This window comes from Burkholderia sp. 10_S31, assembly GCF_056930375.1.
In genome coordinates, this window is the sequence record NZ_JBXOWK010000003.1 from 1,171,474 (window position 1) to 1,189,099 (window position 17,626).

15 protein-coding genes are annotated in these 17,626 nt (G+C 64.5%); 14 read left to right on the forward strand and 1 reads right to left on the reverse strand.

What is annotated here, in order from left to right:
• Positions 1-4: 4 nt before the first annotated feature.
• The 6 genes from AC1Z3W_RS25510 to AC1Z3W_RS25535 all read left to right on the forward strand — a co-directional run bounded on the left by AC1Z3W_RS25510 (position 5) and on the right by AC1Z3W_RS25535 (position 6,876).
• Positions 5-739 (forward strand): ABC transporter permease, encoded by a 735-nt coding sequence (locus tag AC1Z3W_RS25510; RefSeq protein ID WP_483508727.1) that lies wholly within the window; start codon positions 5-7, stop codon positions 737-739.
• Complete coding sequence (locus AC1Z3W_RS25515) at positions 736-1,503, forward strand: ABC transporter permease (RefSeq protein WP_483508728.1); 768 nt, start codon at positions 736-738, stop codon at positions 1,501-1,503. Before AC1Z3W_RS25510 ends, AC1Z3W_RS25515 begins: the two co-directional genes overlap by 4 nt.
• 27 nt (positions 1,504-1,530) lie before the next feature.
• Entirely contained in the window at positions 1,531-2,913 is a 1,383-nt protein-coding gene (locus AC1Z3W_RS25520) for an NtaA/DmoA family FMN-dependent monooxygenase (protein ID WP_483508729.1), read from the forward strand.
• Positions 2,914-3,015: 102 nt separating this feature from the next.
• Positions 3,016-4,581 carry a sugar ABC transporter ATP-binding protein gene (locus tag AC1Z3W_RS25525; RefSeq protein ID WP_483508730.1) on the forward strand — a complete coding sequence of 522 codons (1,566 nt, stop codon included), beginning with the start codon at positions 3,016-3,018 and terminating at the stop codon, positions 4,579-4,581.
• Positions 4,578-5,636 (forward strand): ABC transporter permease, encoded by a 1,059-nt coding sequence (locus tag AC1Z3W_RS25530; RefSeq protein WP_483508731.1) that lies wholly within the window; start codon positions 4,578-4,580, stop codon positions 5,634-5,636. Before AC1Z3W_RS25525 ends, AC1Z3W_RS25530 begins: the two co-directional genes overlap by 4 nt.
• A 169-nt stretch (positions 5,637-5,805) precedes the next feature.
• Positions 5,806-6,876, forward strand: coding sequence for a substrate-binding domain-containing protein (locus tag AC1Z3W_RS25535; RefSeq protein ID WP_483508733.1), 1,071 nt, complete (start codon positions 5,806-5,808; stop codon positions 6,874-6,876).
• 728 nt (positions 6,877-7,604) lie between these two features.
• Here the strand turns inward: AC1Z3W_RS25535 and AC1Z3W_RS25540 are convergent.
• Positions 7,605-9,020, reverse strand: coding sequence for a tyrosine-type recombinase/integrase (locus AC1Z3W_RS25540; RefSeq protein ID WP_483508734.1), 1,416 nt, complete (start codon positions 9,018-9,020; stop codon positions 7,605-7,607).
• Between the two features lie 645 nt (positions 9,021-9,665).
• Between AC1Z3W_RS25540 and AC1Z3W_RS25545 the strand changes: the two genes are divergently transcribed.
• From AC1Z3W_RS25545 to AC1Z3W_RS25580, 8 genes are all read left to right on the forward strand, one after another.
• Positions 9,666-10,433, forward strand: a complete 768-nt coding sequence (locus tag AC1Z3W_RS25545) for an SDR family oxidoreductase (protein ID WP_057928386.1) — start codon at positions 9,666-9,668, stop codon at positions 10,431-10,433.
• A gap of 132 nt (positions 10,434-10,565) precedes the next feature.
• On the forward strand, positions 10,566-11,261 hold the full coding sequence (locus AC1Z3W_RS25550; protein ID WP_124833255.1) for a TetR/AcrR family transcriptional regulator: 696 nt from the start codon (positions 10,566-10,568) through the stop codon (positions 11,259-11,261).
• Between the two features lie 73 nt (positions 11,262-11,334).
• A complete protein-coding gene (locus tag AC1Z3W_RS25555; protein ID WP_124833391.1) occupies positions 11,335-12,594 on the forward strand; it encodes an alpha/beta fold hydrolase in 1,260 nt (419 codons plus the stop codon).
• Between the two features lie 16 nt (positions 12,595-12,610).
• Positions 12,611-13,474 carry a VOC family protein gene (locus AC1Z3W_RS25560; protein ID WP_057928383.1) on the forward strand — a complete coding sequence of 288 codons (864 nt, stop codon included), beginning with the start codon at positions 12,611-12,613 and terminating at the stop codon, positions 13,472-13,474.
• 22 nt (positions 13,475-13,496) lie between these two features.
• Entirely contained in the window at positions 13,497-15,182 is a 1,686-nt protein-coding gene (locus AC1Z3W_RS25565; protein ID WP_057928440.1) for an AMP-binding protein, read from the forward strand.
• Between the two features lies 1 nt (position 15,183).
• Positions 15,184-15,966: a maleate cis-trans isomerase family protein gene (locus AC1Z3W_RS25570; protein ID WP_483508735.1), complete on the forward strand. Its 783-nt coding sequence runs from the start codon at positions 15,184-15,186 to the stop codon at positions 15,964-15,966.
• 1 nt (position 15,967) lies between these two features.
• The gene (locus tag AC1Z3W_RS25575; protein WP_483508736.1) at positions 15,968-16,465 is read left to right on the forward strand and encodes an acyl-CoA thioesterase; all 498 of its coding nucleotides are present in this window, start codon (positions 15,968-15,970) and stop codon (positions 16,463-16,465) included.
• Positions 16,465-17,604 carry an FAD-dependent monooxygenase gene (locus AC1Z3W_RS25580; protein ID WP_057928380.1) on the forward strand — a complete coding sequence of 380 codons (1,140 nt, stop codon included), beginning with the start codon at positions 16,465-16,467 and terminating at the stop codon, positions 17,602-17,604. The genes AC1Z3W_RS25575 and AC1Z3W_RS25580 overlap by 1 nt, the downstream gene beginning before the upstream one ends.
• Positions 17,605-17,626 lie beyond the last annotated feature (22 nt).

The following is a 17,626-nucleotide window of genomic DNA, read 5'->3' on the forward strand; positions in this document are numbered from 1 at the left end:
GCGGATGGCCGCGGATGATTCGCTGCTGGCATTGCTTGCGTTCGGCGACGGCGGTTACGGCCGCATCTTCGCCGGCGCGTTCGCATTGACGCTCGGCGTCGCGTCTGCGTCGTTCTGCGCCGGGACGCTGCTGGGCATCGCGGGCGCGCTCGGCAAGCTGTCGCGGCACGCGCCGCTCGCGTGGCTGGCACGGCTTTACACGACACTCGTGCGCGCGCTGCCTGAACTGTTGTGCCTGCTGCTCGCGTTCTATGCGGTCGCACCCGCGCTCGAGTCCGCGTTGCACGGCAGCGGTCTGGTGCCCGACGGCTTCGCATTCGATCCGTTCATCGTGGCCGCGTTGTCGCTCGGCTTCATCCAGGGCGCCTATCTGACCGACATCTTCCGCGCGGCGCTCGTCAACGTACCGGTCGGGCAGATCGAGGCCGCGCACGCGTACGGAATGAGCCCGTGGCAAACCTTGACACGCGTCCGGCTTCCGATCGCGGCGCGGCTCGCGCTGCCCGGCGTCGGTAACGTGTGGCTGAACGCGACCAAGGATGCGTCGTTCATCAGCGTGCTCGGCTCCTTTACGGATCTGCTGAAGGCGAGCCAGCTCGCCGCCGGTGCGACGCGGCATTATGTGTTCTTTTACCTGGTCACGGCCGCGCTGTTCCTGTTGTTGAGCATCACGTCGGCGGGTCTTTTCGCCACGCTCGAGCGGTATGCGAATCGCGGCACGAGGCGCGCGTCCACATGAGCTTCTCGCTGACGTTTCTGCTCGACACGGTGATGCCGAAGCTGCTCGCGGCGGTGCCGACAACCCTGGCACTATTGCTGTTGTCCGGCATCGCCAGCGTGGTGATCGGCGTTCCGCTCGCGCTTGCGGCAAGCTCGCGTCACGCACCGTACCGCTGGTCCGCACGCGGCTGGATCATGCTGATTCGCGGTACACCGCTGCTGGTGCAGCTCTATCTGCTGTATTACGGCTTCGGCCAGATCGTCCCGCGCGAATGGATGCGCGACAGCTGGGCGTCGCCGTTGTTGCGGGACGCGTTCTGGTACGCCGTCGTCGCGTTGAGCGTGAACGAGGGTGCCTATGTCGCGACGATCCTGCGCGGCGCGATTGCCGGGGTGCCGGCCGGCGAAATCGAGGCCGGCTACGCATACGGAATGACGCGGGCGGGTGTACTGCGCCGGATCGTCGGTCCGCGTGCGTGGCGACTCGCGCTGCCCGCGCTCATCGGCGAAGCGATCTTGCTGCTGAAATCGACCGTGCTCGCGTCGACCGTCACGGTGTTCGACGTGATGGGGACGGCCAATACGCTGCGCTTCGAAACATTGCGAGTTTACGAACCGCTGGCCGGCGCGGCGATCGTCTATGTCGTGCTGGTCGCGCTGCTGACGATTCCCGCCGCCCGTCTCGAGAAGCACCTCAACCGCTACCTGACGCGCGAGCCCGACGATCGCATGCCCGCACGGCGGCGCGGCGCATCGTCCGGCGCGTGGGCGGCACCCAACTGAATCCTGCTTTTTGCACTGAATACGACGATGTCCGATCCTCGCCCCTTGCTGTTTTCCCTTTATGAACAGGCCAGCGTCGGCTGCGGCGGTGCGCCGAGCCTGTGGACCCATCCCGCCGACGAACGGCTGCGTGCGAATACGCTCGCGTTCTGGTCGAACCTCGCGCGTACGGCCGAGCAGGTCGATCTCGACATGCTGTTCTTCGCGGACGTGCTCGGCCTGTACGACGTCTATGGCGGGTCGGCCGACGCGGCGGTCCAGTGGGCGGTCGAGGCGCCCGCGAACGATCCGATGATGCTGATTCCGGCGCTCGTCGCGCAGACCGAGCGGCTCGCATTCGGCGTGACCGCGAGCACGACGTATGAACATCCATTCGCGCTCGCGCGGCGCTTCAGCACGCTCGACCACCTGAGCAACGGCCGGATCGGCTGGAACATCGTGACCTCCTACCTGACGAGCGCGGCGCGCAATTTCGGGCTCGACCGGATGATCGGCCACGACGAGCGCTACGCGCGCGCGGAGGAGTTTCTCGACGTCGTGTACAAGCTGTGGGAAGGGAGCTGGGCGGACGACGCGGTCGTCGCCGACAAGCGCGAGCCGCGCTACGCGCGCGGCGACCGTGTGCGGCCGATCGAGCACGAAGGCACGCATTATCGCGTGCATGGCCCGCACGTCTGTGCGCCATCGCCGCAGCGCTCGCCGGTGCTGATCCAGGCCGGCTGGTCGGGGCGCGGGCGCGAGTTCGCGGCGAAGCACGCCGAAGTGGTGTTCGTCGCGAAGTCGAATCCGCATGAGATCCGCACCGGCCTCGATGAAATCCGGCGGCTGGCGGTCGAAAACGGCCGGGCAGCGGCGGATGTGAAGGCGCTCACGGTGCTGCGGATCGTGACGGCGCGTTCGTCGGCCGACGCGAAGGAGAAGTACCACGCGCTGCAGCAGCACTATCACCTGCAGGCTCAACTCGTCAGCTATGCGGGCGATACCGGCATCGACATCGATCGCTACGCGGACGACGAGCCGTTGACGACACAAACGGAAGGGCTCACGTCCTACGTGGTGCGGCCGGACGGCAGCGGCAAGCCGCTCACCGCCGGCGACGTGCGGCGCAAGTTCGCGAATGTCACGCGCGGCACCGACCTGATCCTCGTCGGCTCGCCTGACGAAGTTGCCGACCAGCTCGCCGAGCATGCGCGGCAATCGACGACGAGCGGCTACATGCTCAATCCGCTGATCAGCCCGGGCACGCTCGACGATTTCGCCGAACTGATCGTGCCGGAACTGAAAAAGCGCGGCCTGTACCGACCGACGCCGGCGAGCGGCACCTTCCGTTCACGGCTGAGCGGGCGGGACCGCCTGCCGGACACGGCCTATGGCGCTTCGTTCCGGTTTCCCGTGGCTGAAGCCGGCTGACCAGCCGATCAAGGCCGGACGACTTTCATTGGAGTGGCGTGACATGATCGATGACGACCTGTTCCTGCTGCAACCGCGTCGTGCCGACTGGACGCTTCCGGCATGAATCGCGCGACGAACGAGACCATCGACGCGACGCGCGGAGCTCGACCCCCTCGATCGGCGTCGCCACCGGTCCTGAGCGCCACGGGCATCGCGAAGCGCTTCGACGCGACCGTCGCGCTGTCGGCGCTCGACCTGTCGATCGGCGCCGGCGAAGTCGTCGCGTTGATGGGCGCAAACGGCGCGGGCAAGTCGACCTTCGTCAAGATCCTGAGCGGTGCGCTGCAAGCGGACTGCGGCACGCTGACGCTATGCGGCGAACCCTATCGACCGGCGTCACCGCACGGGGCCAAGCGGCTCGGCGTCGCGACCGTGCACCAGTCCGTGGCCGACGCCGTCGTGCCGACGCTGTCGATCGCCGACAACCTGCTGCTGGACCGGCTGTGCGATTCGGCCTCACGTTGGCGCGTGCCGCCGGCCGCTCGGCGCAGCGCGGCGCGATCGCTCGCCGCGCGGGTCGGGCTCGAAGTCGACTTGACGGCGCAGCTCGCCTCGCTGTCGCTGGCCGACCAGCAGCGCGTGACCCTGGCGCGTGCGCTGGCCGGGCAGCCATCGTTGCTGATTCTCGACGAGCCGACTGCCAGCCTGTCGGCGGCGGAGGCCGAGCGGCTGTTCGTGCTGATGGACGCGTTGCGCCGCGACGGTGTCGCCATCCTGCTGGTGTCGCATCGGCTCGGCGATTTGCGCCGCATCGCCGACCGCGCGGCGGTCGTCCGCGACGGGCGGATCGTCGCTGATCTGGCCGCGCCGATCGATTTCGACGCGGCTGTGGAAACGATGATCGGCCGGCCGTTGCCGCGCACGCGTACGCGCGCACCGGCGCCGGAGCGTGCCGGGCTGGCCGGATCCGGGGCCGACCCAGGCTTCAGCGTGCGGCAGATGCGGCTGACGCCGACCAGTAGGCCGTTCGACCTCGATGTCCGGCGCGGCGAGATCGTCGCGATCGCTGGCCCCGTCGGCGGCGGCAAGTCGCGCTTCGCGCGGACGATCTTCGGCGCGGTGCGGGCGGCGGCCGGCCAGATGACGCTCGACGGCCGGCCGTGGCGGCCACGTTCGCCGGCCGACGCGATTCGTGCCGGCGTATTCCTGGCCGGCGAGGACCGCTGGCGCACGTCGTTGTTTCCCGACAGCGTTCCGTTCGCATCGATCGCGGGAACGATCGGCTTTCCGTTCCTGTCGCGCTGGTTCGCGAGCGGCGCGGTGCACCGAACGCGCGAACGCACGGCGGCCGCGACGGCGATCGCGCGGTTCGGCATTCGCTGCGACGGGCCGGACGATCGCGTCGCGCACCTGTCCGGCGGCAACCAGCAGAAGGTCGTGCTCGCGCGCTGGCATGCCGAGCCGGCACGGCTGTTGCTGCTCGACGAGCCGTTCCAGGGCATCGATGCGGGTGCGCGCGCCGATATCGTCGATACGCTGCGGCGTCATGCGCATGAGCGCACGACGATCGTGTTCGTCGGTGATCTCGAGGAAGCGGCCGAGATCGCCGATCGTATCGTGCGATTCGATCGCGCGACGCTCGATTGCCTGCCTCCCACTTCCTCCATCGTGCGTGCCTGCTCATGAAACCCGTGACTTCTTCCACCGTACGCCATGCCACATCCGTCGGACGGTCGTCGCGCCGCGGGCCGGCGCGCATTCGCGATGTGCTCGAACGAACGGGCATCCTGCTCGTGCTGGGCGTCCTCGTGGTCGTGTTCGCGCTCAGGGAACCCGCGTTCCTGAACGTCGACAATCTGTTCAGCATCCTGCAGGCGGTGTCGATCGTCGCGTTGCTCGGCATCGGTGTGACGGTCACGCTCGCGGCCGGCGGCTTCGACCTGTCGGTCGGCAGCGTGGCTGCGACCGCGCAGATGGCCGCGAGCTACGTGCTGGTCGTCTGGCACGGCAGTGCATGGGCGGCCGTGCTCGCCTGCGCCGTGCTTGGCGTGGCTGCCGGGTTGTTCAACGGCTTGCTGATTACGCGGCTGCGCGTGCCCGACCAGCTCGCGACGCTCGGCACGCTGTTCCTGCTGGCCGGTCTGCAGTTGATCCCGACCGGCGGCCGTTCGCTCGCGACCGGCTCCGTGCTGCCCGACGGCACGGATGCGACGGGGGTATTCCCCGATGCGTTTCTCGCGCTCGGCCGGCTGCGCGTGTTCGACGTCGTACCGTTGCCGGTGCTGGTGCTCGCGGCCTTGACGGTGCTGGCCTGCATCACGATGGAGGCGACGCGCTGGGGCCGCGTGATTTACGCGATCGGAGGCAACGAAACGGCAGCGCGGCTTGCCGGCGCGCCGGCCGCGCGCTACCGCGTCGCCGCGTATGTCGTGTCGGGTGCGATCGCGTCGCTGGGAGGCGTGCTGATCGCCGCGCGGGTTGGCCGCGGCGACGTGAGCGCGGGCCACTCGCTGCTGCTCGATGCGGTGGCGGCTGCGCTGATCGGTTACGCGGTGTGGGGCGCGAAGCGGCCCAACGTATTCGGCACGGTCGTCGGGGCGGTGTTCGTCGGCGTGCTGCTCAACGGGCTCACGATGCTGAACGCACCCTACTATATGCAGGATTTCATCAAGGGCGTACTGCTCGTGCTGGCCCTTGCATTCACGTTCGGCATCGGTCGCCGTACGGATGGCCGGGCGTGATGCGTGAGATCCTCCGAGACTCGGCTCGCGCACCCACGGGTTCGAAGAATCTGCAGGCAGGACCGTTTGTTATCCAAAGTAATATCCATTGCCGAAACGGTCGGTTTGAATTCGCTTGGCGCGCTGATAGATTGAGCCGAAATCGTCCTTGTATGGAGACAGACACGCCATGCGCTCGTTGCTTCGCCGAAAGTCGCGCATCGAACTGAAGCTCGCTGCACTCGTGCTGGGCACCGCGCTCGTGCTCGGTGTGCCCACGGCCCACGCCGGTCCGCTCAAGGGGGCGCCTGCGCCGTTCGACAAGGGCGGCGTGAAGATCGCGCTCGTCAACTACCTGTCGACCGGCGATTTCTTCCAGGCCTACGAAGCCGGCGCGCAGAAGCAGGCGCGTGCGCTCGGCGTCGATCTGCGCATCTACGAAGGCCGGCAGGACGCTGCCGAGCAGCGCGAGCAGTTGCAGCAAGCGATCAGCATCGGCGTGTCCGCGATCATCGTCAATCACGGCCTGCCGGAATCGCTGAAAGACGTCGTTCAGCGCGCACTCGACAAAGGCATCAAGGTCGTCGCGTTCGACGTCGACCTCGCCAATCCGAAGGTGCCGCAGATCGAGCAGAACGATCGTGACTTGGCGAACCTGCTGCTGAATCAGGCCTTGAAGGACAACGGCGACGCGTTCGCGGCAGGGTACGTGTACGTGGCCGGATTCGCGCCGCTCGACCGGCGCGATGCCGCGTGGCGCGATTTCAAGCGTGCGCACCCGAAGGTGCAGGAAAAGGCGCGCTGGGGCACCGTCGACAATCCGATCGCGCAATCGGTCGCGAACCAGGCGGCGGCTGTGTATCGCGCGAATCCCGACATTCGGGTCGTGTTCGCGCCGTACGACGAATTCGCGCGCGGCGCAAAGCTCGCGGCGGACGAGGCCCGGCTCTCGTCGAAAATCCGCATATACAGCGCGGACGTGTCGACGGCCGACATCGAGGCCATCCGCGCGCCGAACAGCGCGTGGGTCGCGACGGCCGCGACCAATCCGGCGGTCGTCGGCGCGGTGTCGGTGCGGGCCGCGGCGCTGCTGGTCGCGGGGCAGGACCCGGGCGTGCGCATCGCGGTCAAGCCGACGCTGATCACGCGCGACGATCTCGTGAAGTACGACATCCATACCGTGGCCGAACTCGGCGCGAAGTTTCCGGCGTTCCGCGCGAGCGACGCAGCGACTGCCGCATGGATTCCGGCGGTCGACTGATCGCCTCGGCACGCAGCGAATCGACCCGCCGCCTGCGTGCAGCCTACTCGTGACCTGGTCCTAAACGACTAGCTCGCACACTAGCGCAATGCGTGGCACGCGAAGCAGCAGGCAGCCCGTAACGATCCCGATCTCAAGGCGGCGCCTCTGCGACCGTGCGCGCTCGGTCGCAGAGGCGCGCGCGAGATCCGGATTCGCGATTTCCGGGTGATCAGCGATAGCCCGCCCGATTTCGCCGGCTATAAGTTGGGCCCACGTCGCCGGAACTGCAGTTGGGCGTGCTCGGCAGCTGCCCCGCGTATTACGTTTATCCACGGCACGGAGCGGGGCCTGAAGTTCGACGCAATCGAAGTCGAAGTCATCGGCGACCAGCATCCGATCTCCCAACAGCCGGGATTCATAAGTGCCTAGAATGGATCATTGTCGATTCGACTGCGGTCGTAAACAGGGTGGTCCGGTACTCATGTGCAACACCCTTTACTTCGCGGCGAATTCAACCGCATCTGTGGCTTGATCTCGGTTGCCCAATGCGCGCTGCAGGTTGACTGAAGGTGCGAGTGAGGTATTCGTCGTGGCTATTTCGCGCAAAACAGTTTGATATTAATTGACATAATTACCACTCTCAACGGAAACGCATGTGCGGATTTCGCAGTCCCGTTCGTGACCTCGAACCGTGCGAGCGAGGGCGGTTTCGAACTGGGTTATCGAGAATGACTCATTCCCATAGGTCATCGCCTTTGCAATAGGGCTGTCCTACGGTGATTCTTTCGCTGCTTTCTCCGCTCTGGTTGGATCTGGAATATGGCGTTAGTGCCTTTGCCTTTCTTGCTTGTGATCCATGCTTCCCAGCGAGCCAAGATTGACCGAATCTGGCGGCTATAGTCGGCACGGTCATAGTGTCGGTTTTGGACGCCGCCAAGTCCGTGAGAAAGAATCTGCGAGCGTAGATCCTTCGAAACACCCAACTCCTCGACCAGAAGTGTTTCGACAGTGCGCCGAATATCGGTCCACCCGAATCCGGCTACGGCTTCGTCACTGGCGACCATTGCGGCAGAAATCTTTGATACGACGTCACTCACGGTGTCGGGTACCGTTGTGCCGAATATCCGTTGGTCTTCTGCATCCGTCTGAACCAGGCAAAGACATTGGGTGACGATAGCGACAGCTCCCGCAGGCAATGGGATATCGTGTCTGCGTGGTACCTGCCGACGTCCTTTGTGATCGAATAACGTGAGGATTTTTGCATCGCGGTCGTAGTCCTGGCGCTTCACTCGCAAGAGTTGCGCAATACGTTGCGCGCCGGCGAGTACCGCGACCTTTACCGCAGCGGCTGCAACCCCTTCTGTTGCCGATAGGCGGGACCAGAACGCGCGGAACTCGGTAGCTGACAGGTGGCGTTGCCCCACTCGATTAAACTGGTTCAGAGCTTTTGTGGCTGCGATTGGGTTGAACGCAATGCCGAAGCCAGTCATCGTAGACGGCGCGGCCGCATCGCCATCGATTCCCAGCGCCAGTTCAAACGCCGCGTGCAAAGATGTGCGTACTTTGCCCGCCGTTCGACCCTTGCCAGCTTCAACCAGCCTACGAAAAATTTCAGTTGCTTGCTCCCGCGTGAACTCTTTCGCAGGTGACGATGCATATTTCGGGAATGCCTCATAGACGTGCAGAGTGGTCATCCGTCTGACATCGCCGGCACTCGGCTTGCCGGCGCCATTCAGATGCGAGATGTAGGCGTCCATCAAGGCTTTGAGCGTGAATTTTGTTCTCGCTAGGGCTTCGGCCGCAGCGGCAGTTGCAGCGCGCGACTCGTTCTCTTTTCGTTTGTGCTCTGCAGCTAGTTTTGCGCGCTCGCTCGCGTGTAGATCGCCATCAATCACAGTCTGACGCTTCGCTGCTGCGCCGCTGCACTGGACCCGGGCATCGGCGAGGGTAAGTCGATCAGATTGGTCTCCGTAGGCCCCGAGGGGGAAGTATTTATTCCTCCGTTCAACAGAGTACCGGTAGTACCACGCGGCCGTACCCGATGCGGCGATCTTAAGCGATAACGCGCCTTGTCCCCGCCCGCGGGATTCATGCAACCAGCATACTTTCCCTGATCGACGGGCTTCCTGGACAGCTGCAGCGATGGTCCGTTCCGTCAGCATTTTTGCCTCCACTACAAGTGGCAAAGTGACGGTCTGAGTCTACACTAGGTCTACACAACTCAGGTGGAACTCAATGAAACTCGACGGAGCGAAAGGGAAGTGATGTTTTTCTAAGTATTTGATTGTGTGCAATATTTTTACTTTTCGACGAATCTCGACGAACAAGCGCGGAAGGAATGAATGCTGCCTTCTAAGCCGTAGGTCACACGTTCGAATCGTGTAGGGCGGGCCAGAAATTCCAGAAAGATCAACGTGTTGCACTCGGTCTGTTTCCCGTCGACGGTCACGTAACCCGCATCAGTCCTCGAAACTCGATTCGGCAGCGGGAAATCGGTTGCAGAGAATGCGCACTGATCGCCTCCACGGCGCGCATGCATCATCTTGCGCAGAAGGGCGCGTCTTGCAGTCACATACTCGGGACGATTTCTTCATGCGGAGCAGACACTTAAACTATTCACACCGCTAATTGTTCGCACTGCAGTGCGATACCCGACAGATTGTCCGTTCTGAACGGATTGTTACCCCGGTTGTTCCGCGCAGCTCAAGAAACTAGATTCGATCCTGCGTAATGCACGGTCCTGCAAGGGCGCTCGCCCGGCAGCCGCTCCGTTGCACGTTGATGACTTTCCACGCAGGAGTATTTCGATGTCGCATCAATCCAGACTTTATGTCATCACCGGTTCCGCTTCGGGTATCGGCCGGGAGACGAAGCAACTGCTCGAGTCGCAGGGGTACCGGGTAATCGGGGCCGACATCCGCGATGCGGACGTGATCGCGGATCTCGCCACGCCCGAGGGGCGCACGGCGCTGGTCGAACAGGTCACGACACTCAGCGGCGGCATCGTCGATGCCGTGCTGGCCGTCGCCGGGGTCGACCTTGCGGGCCCGGCAACGGTGGCGATCAACTACTACGGTGCGATCGCTACGCTCGAGGGATTGCGGCCCTTGCTGCTGCGTTCGCGTGCGCCGCGCGCGGTGGCTGTCTCGTCGATCACGTCGGTTCATCCGTTCAACGACCAGTTACTCAACGCGCTGCTGGACGGCACGGAAGCCTTCGCGCTGGAGAAGGCGGCCGAAGTGCCGTACGTCTATGCGACGACGAAGCGCGCGTTGTCGCGCTGGATCCGGCGCAATGCGCTGAAAGCGGAATGGGCCGGCTCGAACATCCCGCTGAATGCGATCGCGCCAGGGCTCGTCAAAACCGAACTGCTCAAGCGGCTGTTTGAAGATCCCGAGACCCGGCAGCGCATCAACGCCGGTACGCCGATGCCGCTCGGTGGGCCGTACGAGCCAGTCGCGGCCGCGGAGTTGCTGGCGTGGCTGTCCAGCGAAAAGAACGGGCACATGACCGGCCAGACGATCTTCATAGACGGCGGCGCGGACGTGATGATTCGCGGCGATGCCGTGTGGTGAGTGCCGGTCGCGGGACTTCGCTCGTCGTCGCAGGACCGCAGCCGGCGTGTTCGCGAGAGTTTCGGCGCTACAATCGCGGACACGACAACGGATGGCGTGGCTCCATGCGCCATCCCCGACAGGAGTGCACTTGTGGCAAAGGTCAATGCCGACGCGCAAAAAGAACAGATCCTGAACGCGGCGGCGAAGCTCTTCATCGAGAAGGGATTCGGCGGTGCTTCGATGCAGGAAATCGCGGAATCGCTCGGTGTGACGCGTACTGCGGTCTACTACTACTTCAAGAACAAGGACGAGATCCTGACCGCGCTGGTCGAGGAAGTCACGCTGCGTGCGAGGCGCGAGTCGAGCCGCGTGGCGGCGGAAGCAGACGCCGACCCGAAGGAGCGGCTGCGTGCGCTGGTGTACCAGCACGCGATGCTGATCCTGAAGCATCACAACGAATTCCGCGTGATCGACCGTACCGAACGGCAACTGCCCGAACGCGCGTACCGTGCGAACGAAGAGGCCAAGCGCGCGGTGCTGGACAATTTCACCGCGGCCATCGAGGCCGGCGTGCAGACCGGCGTGTTCCGCGTGGTCGACGCGAAGGTAGCGGCGTTCACGATGATCGGCATGTGCAGCTGGCCGGCATTCTGGTACAAGCCGGACGGCGCGAAGAGCGCGGAAGAAATCGCGGACGAGATCGCCGAACTCGCGGTGCACTCGGTCATCCGGCCTGCCAAGCGTCAACTCAAGCGGGCCGGCGACGTGACGGAAGCGCTGGCGCTGCTGCGAGAGGATCTCGATCATCTGGAACTGATTGTCGAAAAAGCACCGAAAGCAGGCTAGGAAAATTTTTTGCACTGAATTTGACATCATCGTCAAAAAACATATACTTGTGTCAAATCAAGGAGACGACTCGATGAACGATCTGACTGAAGGGCTCGCCGACACGCAGGCTCGCGCGCTGGCGATCGACTGGTTTCCGCAAACGCCGCCGCAGTCCGCCCGGCAGTTCGGCGTGACATTGCGGACGGAGGATGGCGCGGCGACCTCGGGCATCCTGTATCGCGGCGAGTCGTCGAAGACGGTGGTGTGCCTGATGCATCCGCGCGAGAACTTCGCGTTTCACTACATGATTCCGGCCTTGCTGAACGCGGGTGCGTCGGTCTGGGCGCAGGCCAGTCGATCGGTCGGCAACGACTTGCGTCTCGAGCACGAACTGGCGTTGCACGATGTGGCTGCCGGCATGCGCTACTTGCGCGAGTCGGGTTTCGAGCACATCGTGATGCTCGGCAACTCCGGCGGCTCGGGGTTGTACAGCCTTTACCACCAGCAAGCCACGCGTCCGGCCGAAAGCCGGATTGCGCGGACGCCCGGCGGCAGGGCGACACAGCTCGAAACGGCCTCGTTGCCCGTGGCGGACGCGATGATCTATCTTGCGCCGCATCCGGGTCAGGGCCGTCTGCTGCTCGGCTGCATCGATCCGGCGGTGACGGACGAGGCCGATCCGCTTTCCGTCGACGACAGCCTGAACGCGTTCAATCCGGCAAACGGATACTCGCGCGAACCCGGCCAGACCCGGTACAGCCCTGAATTCGTGACGCGTTACCGGCAGGCCCAGCGCGAGCGCGTCGCACGGCTCGACGAGCACGCCCGTGCACTGATCGCGGTGCGGCAGGACGCGCGGCGGGCCGTGAAGGAACAGCGGGCGACGTCGCGTCAGAAGGCCGAGGCGAATCACACGCCGGTCCTGACGGTCTGGCGGACCGACGCCGACCTGCGCTGTCTCGACCAGACGCTGGACCCGTCGGATCGTCTGCCGGGTTCGCTGTGGTCGTCGAACCCGGTTATTTCGAACTACGGATCAGTCGGCTTCGGTCGCTTGTGCTCGCCCGAGTCGTGGTTGTCGACGTGGTCCGGGATTGCGTCGAATGCGGCGCTCGAGCTGACCGCACCTGCTGTCGAGGTGCCGGCGCTACTCGTGGAATACACCGGCGACCAGACGACGTTTCCCGACGCGATCCGCGACATCTTCGCGGCGATCGGCGCGACTGACAAAACCCATCTGCGAGTGCGCGGCGATCATCATGGCCGGCCGCTCGGATCGGGTGAGGAGGCCGGCCGCTATGTCGCCGGGCGGCTGATTGCGAACTGGCTGAAAGAGCGAGATTTCCTGTAAAACGAGGAGTTCCAGCATGAACCTGTCATCACCGCTCCGGCTGAAAGGAGTCGATCACACGGCCCGACCCACCTGGAAGTTGCGCGAGACCGTCGAGTTCTATCGCGACATTCTGGGGTTGCCGCTGATCCACACCATCTCGGCGCGCGGCTGGGGCCCGGAAACGCACCCGGACTTCCTGCATTTCTTCTTCGACAGCGGCAACGGCAGCACGATCGCGTTTTTTTACTATCTCGGCGAGCCGCAGCCGGCGGATCGTCCGTCGATGCCGCCGACGCCCGACGATCACGTGTTCGATGCGACGCATACCGCATGGCTGGCCGACAGCGAGGCCGAGCTGCTGGCCTGGAAGGCGGCACTGGAAGCAAGGGGTGTCGAGGTGTCGTCGACCACCCGGCATGAAGTGATCGAGTCGATCTACTTTCGCGACCCGAACGGCTATTTCATCGAGATCACGGTGAAGCTGCGCCCGCTGCAGCAACTGGACGAGCAGGATGCGGCGCTGACGCTGCAGGCCGCCATCAACGCCGAACGCGCGGCGGCGCCGTCAGCGGGTGGTGTGCGGGCGATCGATATCGTCTGGCGCGAAAAAGGCAGACTGCTCAGCAGCGCATTCGGGATCGCGAGCGATGCGCCGGGCATGTTCGTCCCAGCACTGGCCGAATTCGCAAGCGTCGTCGACGCCGCCCGGCAGAACGCCGAATATCGGGTGTCGCAGCCGTCGGCCGATTATTTCCTGATCGAAGGCCGGACGGCCCTCGAATTCGACCGCAAGGCACTCGGGATGAAACCGGCAGTGTGGTACGGGCTCTTCACCGGTGGCCTGCGCGGCAGCATCGAAGTGTTCGACAAAGACCGCGTGCGTGTCGTGGCCGCATAGCCCGGAACAGGAGGAGATGACCATGACGGGCATTCATTTTCCGATCGACGGCGTCGTCTATTGCGATCCCGCCGACGCGCGGCGTTACCTGCGGGCCGGCGCGTGGATCGACCGCACGTTCGGCGAGGCATTGGCGGAGACGGCGCGGCGGCTCCCGGACAAGGCTGCATTCATCGCCGACGACCGGACGCTGACGTTTCGCGAACTGGACGAGCAGAGCGACCGCCTCGCTGCAGCACTCGTGCGTCTCGGACTGAAGCCGGGCACGCGCGCGATGTTCCAGATGGGAACGACCATCGATACTGCGCTCGCATTGTGCGCTAGCTACAAGAGCGGTGTCGTGCCGGTCTGTTCGCTGCCGCAATACCGCGAGGTCGAAATCGGCAAGCTCGCCGACCTCGCGCGACCGGAAGCCTACTTCGTGCAGGCCGATATCGGCCGCTTCGATCTCGTCGGGTTTGCGCAGACGATGTGCCGCGAACACGCATCTTTCCGGCATCTGATCGTTGCGCGCGGCGACGCGCCGGCCGGCGCACAGTCGATGTCGGAGCTGGCGTCGTCACTTTCGCTGGACGAAGCGCGACGGGTGCTGGCCGACGTCCGGATCGGATCGGAGGACGTGCTGAGCTTCCAGTTGTCCGGCGGCACGACGGGCGTGCCGAAGATCATCCCGCGCTTTCATGCGGAATACCTCGGCCATTCTCTGGCGTGGTCGCGGCATGTAGACGGCGGCGAGCACGCCACGCTGATCTGGTCGCTGCCGTTGCTGCACAACGCGGCGCACCTGTACGCGCTCGTGCCGACGATCGCGGCAGGACAGACCACGATCCTGATGGCGTCCGTCGACGTGGTGCAGATGGCCCGGCTGATCGAGCGGCACCGCGTGACGCATGCGGTGTCGATCGGCCCGGTGGCGCCGCAGATCATGGCGAATCCGCAGGTGCTCGACCACGATCTATCGTCGCTGAGGCTGTTCTTCTGCCTCACGCGCGCCGACAACCTCGAATCGTACCTCGGTGTGCGTTGCTCGAATATGTACGGTACGACAGAGGGATTGCTGATTGGGTCAGGCGCAGGCGTCGACGAACACGTTCGCCATCACACGCACGGCCGCTCGGGATGCGACCAGGACGAGCTTGTGCTGCTCGATCCCGACAACGAGGCGCCGGTTCCCGTGGGGCAAGTGGGCGAACTCTGCTTTCGCGGGCCGTCCAGTCTCCGTGGTTACTTCAGTGCACCGGAGGCCAACGCGACGGCCTTTACGAAGGACGGCTTCTTCCGCACCGGCGACATGATGCGCGCGCATGTGATCGACGGCGTCATGTATTTCTCGTTCGAGGGACGCCTGCGCGACAACATCAATCGTGGCGGCGAAAAGATTGGCGCGGAAGAAGTCGAGGCGTTCCTGAGCCATCACCCGGCGGTGCTCGACGCGAAGCTGGTCGCCATGCCCGATCCGGTCTACGGCGAGAAAGGCTGCGCGTTCCTGATCCTGCGGCCGGGACATGTCTCACCGACGATCCCTGAGCTGATCGACTTCCTCGGCGCACAGGGCCTCGCGAAGTTCAAATGCCCGGAGCGCATCGAAGTGGTGGACGAATTTCCGGTTACCCGGGTCGGCAAGGTGGACAAGCCGGCCATGCGACGCACGATCGCCGCCATTCTCGAGACGGAGCAGTTGTCCCATCCCCCCAGGCAGGAGCAATGACATGAGCCAGGTCAGCTATCGAATCGGCCAGATCGTACCCAGTTCGAACACGACGATGGAAACGGAAGTACCGGCGCTGCTGCGCCGCCGCGAACTGGTTGCGCCGGAGCGCTTCACGTTTCATTCGAGCCGTATGCGCATGCACAAGGTGACGAAGGAAGAGCTCGTCGCGATGAACAAGGAAGGGCTGCGCTGCGCGGCCGAGCTCGCGGATGCGCGCATGGACGTGATGAGCACGGCATGCCTCGTCGCCATCATGGCGATGGGACCGGGGTACCACCGGACCGTCGAGCGTGAGCTGGAGGAGGTGGCGCGGGCCAACCGTTGTGATGCGGCCGTGATGACGTCGGCCGGTGCGCTGATCGACGGGCTGCGCATCATGGGCGCGCGTCGGATTTCGCTGATGGCGCCGTACATGAAGCCGCTGACGAAGCTGGTGGTCGAGTACATCGAGAGCGAAGGCATCGAGGTGATCGATGCGCTGTCGTTCGAGATTCCAGACAATCTCGACGTCGGCCGCCGCGATCCGATGCGACTCGTGAACGATGTTGCGCGGCTGAACACCGCGAATGCCGATGTCGTGGTGGCGTCCGCATGCGTGCAGATGCAGTCGCTGCCGGCGATCGAGGCGATCCAGGCGTCGCTCGGGATACCGGTGACTTCGACTGCCGTGTGTACCACGCGGCGGATGCTCGACAAGCTCGGCTTCGATGCGGTGATTCCCGGCGGCGGCGCGCTGTTGACGGAGGCGTACGCCGGTCGTGTCGCCGCAGCGGAGGCCTGACATGAACGTGACGTCAGGGTTCGACGCGGGCCCGTCGGAGTGGCTCGTCAGCGAGCATCCGTTCGTGGTGCGGCGTTGCGTGAAATGGGGCGAGTGCGATCCCGCGGGTGTCGTCTATACCGTGAACTTCAGCGAATACGTGATCGCACTCGCGAACCGGTTCTACGCGTACCTGCTCGGCGGGTCGCTCGAATCGGTCAAACGTGAACACGGTTTCGGAACGCCGGTCAAGGCGTTGAGTTTCGTGTTCAACCAGAGCCTGCGCCCGGACGAACTGTTCGATATGCGGCTCACCGTCAAGGATGTGCGCGAGCGCTCGTTCGATCTGACGGTCGAAGCGGTCGACCTGTCCGGCGCGAGCGTGTTCTCGGCAAAGCTGAGCCCGATCTGCGTCGCGCGTCCGGAGCGCCGCTCCATCGCGATTCCGCCCGCGCTCCGGGCGAAGTTGCTGGAGCGGCTGGAGGGAAAGGCGCGGCGGACATCGGAAGGAGAAGCGTGATGAAGATCGATGTGATCGGCGGTGGTCCCGGCGGGCTGTTCTTTGCCTACCTCGTCCGGAAGCAGAATCCGGACTGGCGGGTCCGGGTATTCGAACAGAACGGTGCAGACGCAACCTACGGATGGGGCGTCGTGTTCTCGGGCGTGGCGTTGTCGTTTCTCGAGCAGGTGGATCCTGCATTCTTTCGCCGTTTTACGGCGCTGCATGCACGCTCCGATCATATGGAGATCGTGCATCGCGGCGTGCACGTTCCGATCGACGGCAACAGTTTCTCGCGCGTCGCCCGGCTGGCGATGCTGCAGTTCCTGCAGGCGGAGTGCCGCGCGGTGGGTGTCGAGCTGCACTTCAACGCGCGAGTGGACGACGTCGGGCGACTGGACGATGCCGACCTCGTCGTTGTTTCTGATGGGGTACATAGCCGTACGCGCACGCAGTTGGCGTCCGCTTTCAGGCCGTCGTTCACGCAGCGCCGCAACAAGTTTGCGTGGTACGGCACGTCGCGGCTGTTCTCTGCCGTCTCGCTGATCTTTCGCGAAACGCAATACGGGGTATTCATCGCGCACAGCTACCAGTACAGCGACCGGATGAGCACGTTCCTGGTCGAGACCGATCCCGATACGTGGCGGCGCGCCGGGCTCGACGGGATGGACGATGCCGGCAGCCGTGCGCTGTGCGAGGACGTCTTTGCCGACGACCTGCAGGGACATGCGCTGCTGTCCAACAAGTCGGCGTGGTTCGAGGCCGTGACCGTCAGGAACGAGAACTGGCACGACGGCAATCGGGTCCTGCTCGGTGATGCGTTGCGTTCGGTGCATTTTTCGCTGGGCTCGGGCACGCGCATGGCGATGGAGGATGCGATTGCGCTGAGCGACGGCGTGTGCCGGCATCGCGACGATCTGGGCGCCGTGTTCGAGCACTTCGAGACGGTCCGGCGTCCGGCGTCGGAACGCTTCCAGCTGGCGGCCGCGAAGAGCCTGGATTGGTACGAGAACGTTGCCGACCGGATGCACCTGGATCCGTATGCATTCACGTACGACTACATGCTGCGTACCGGGCGCGTCACCCACGACGACCTGCTGAAGCGCGCGCCGGAGTTCATCCGGCAGTACGACGCGCAGCGTGCGGAAGCGGCGGGTTGATGTGCGTCGCGCGGCAGGCGTG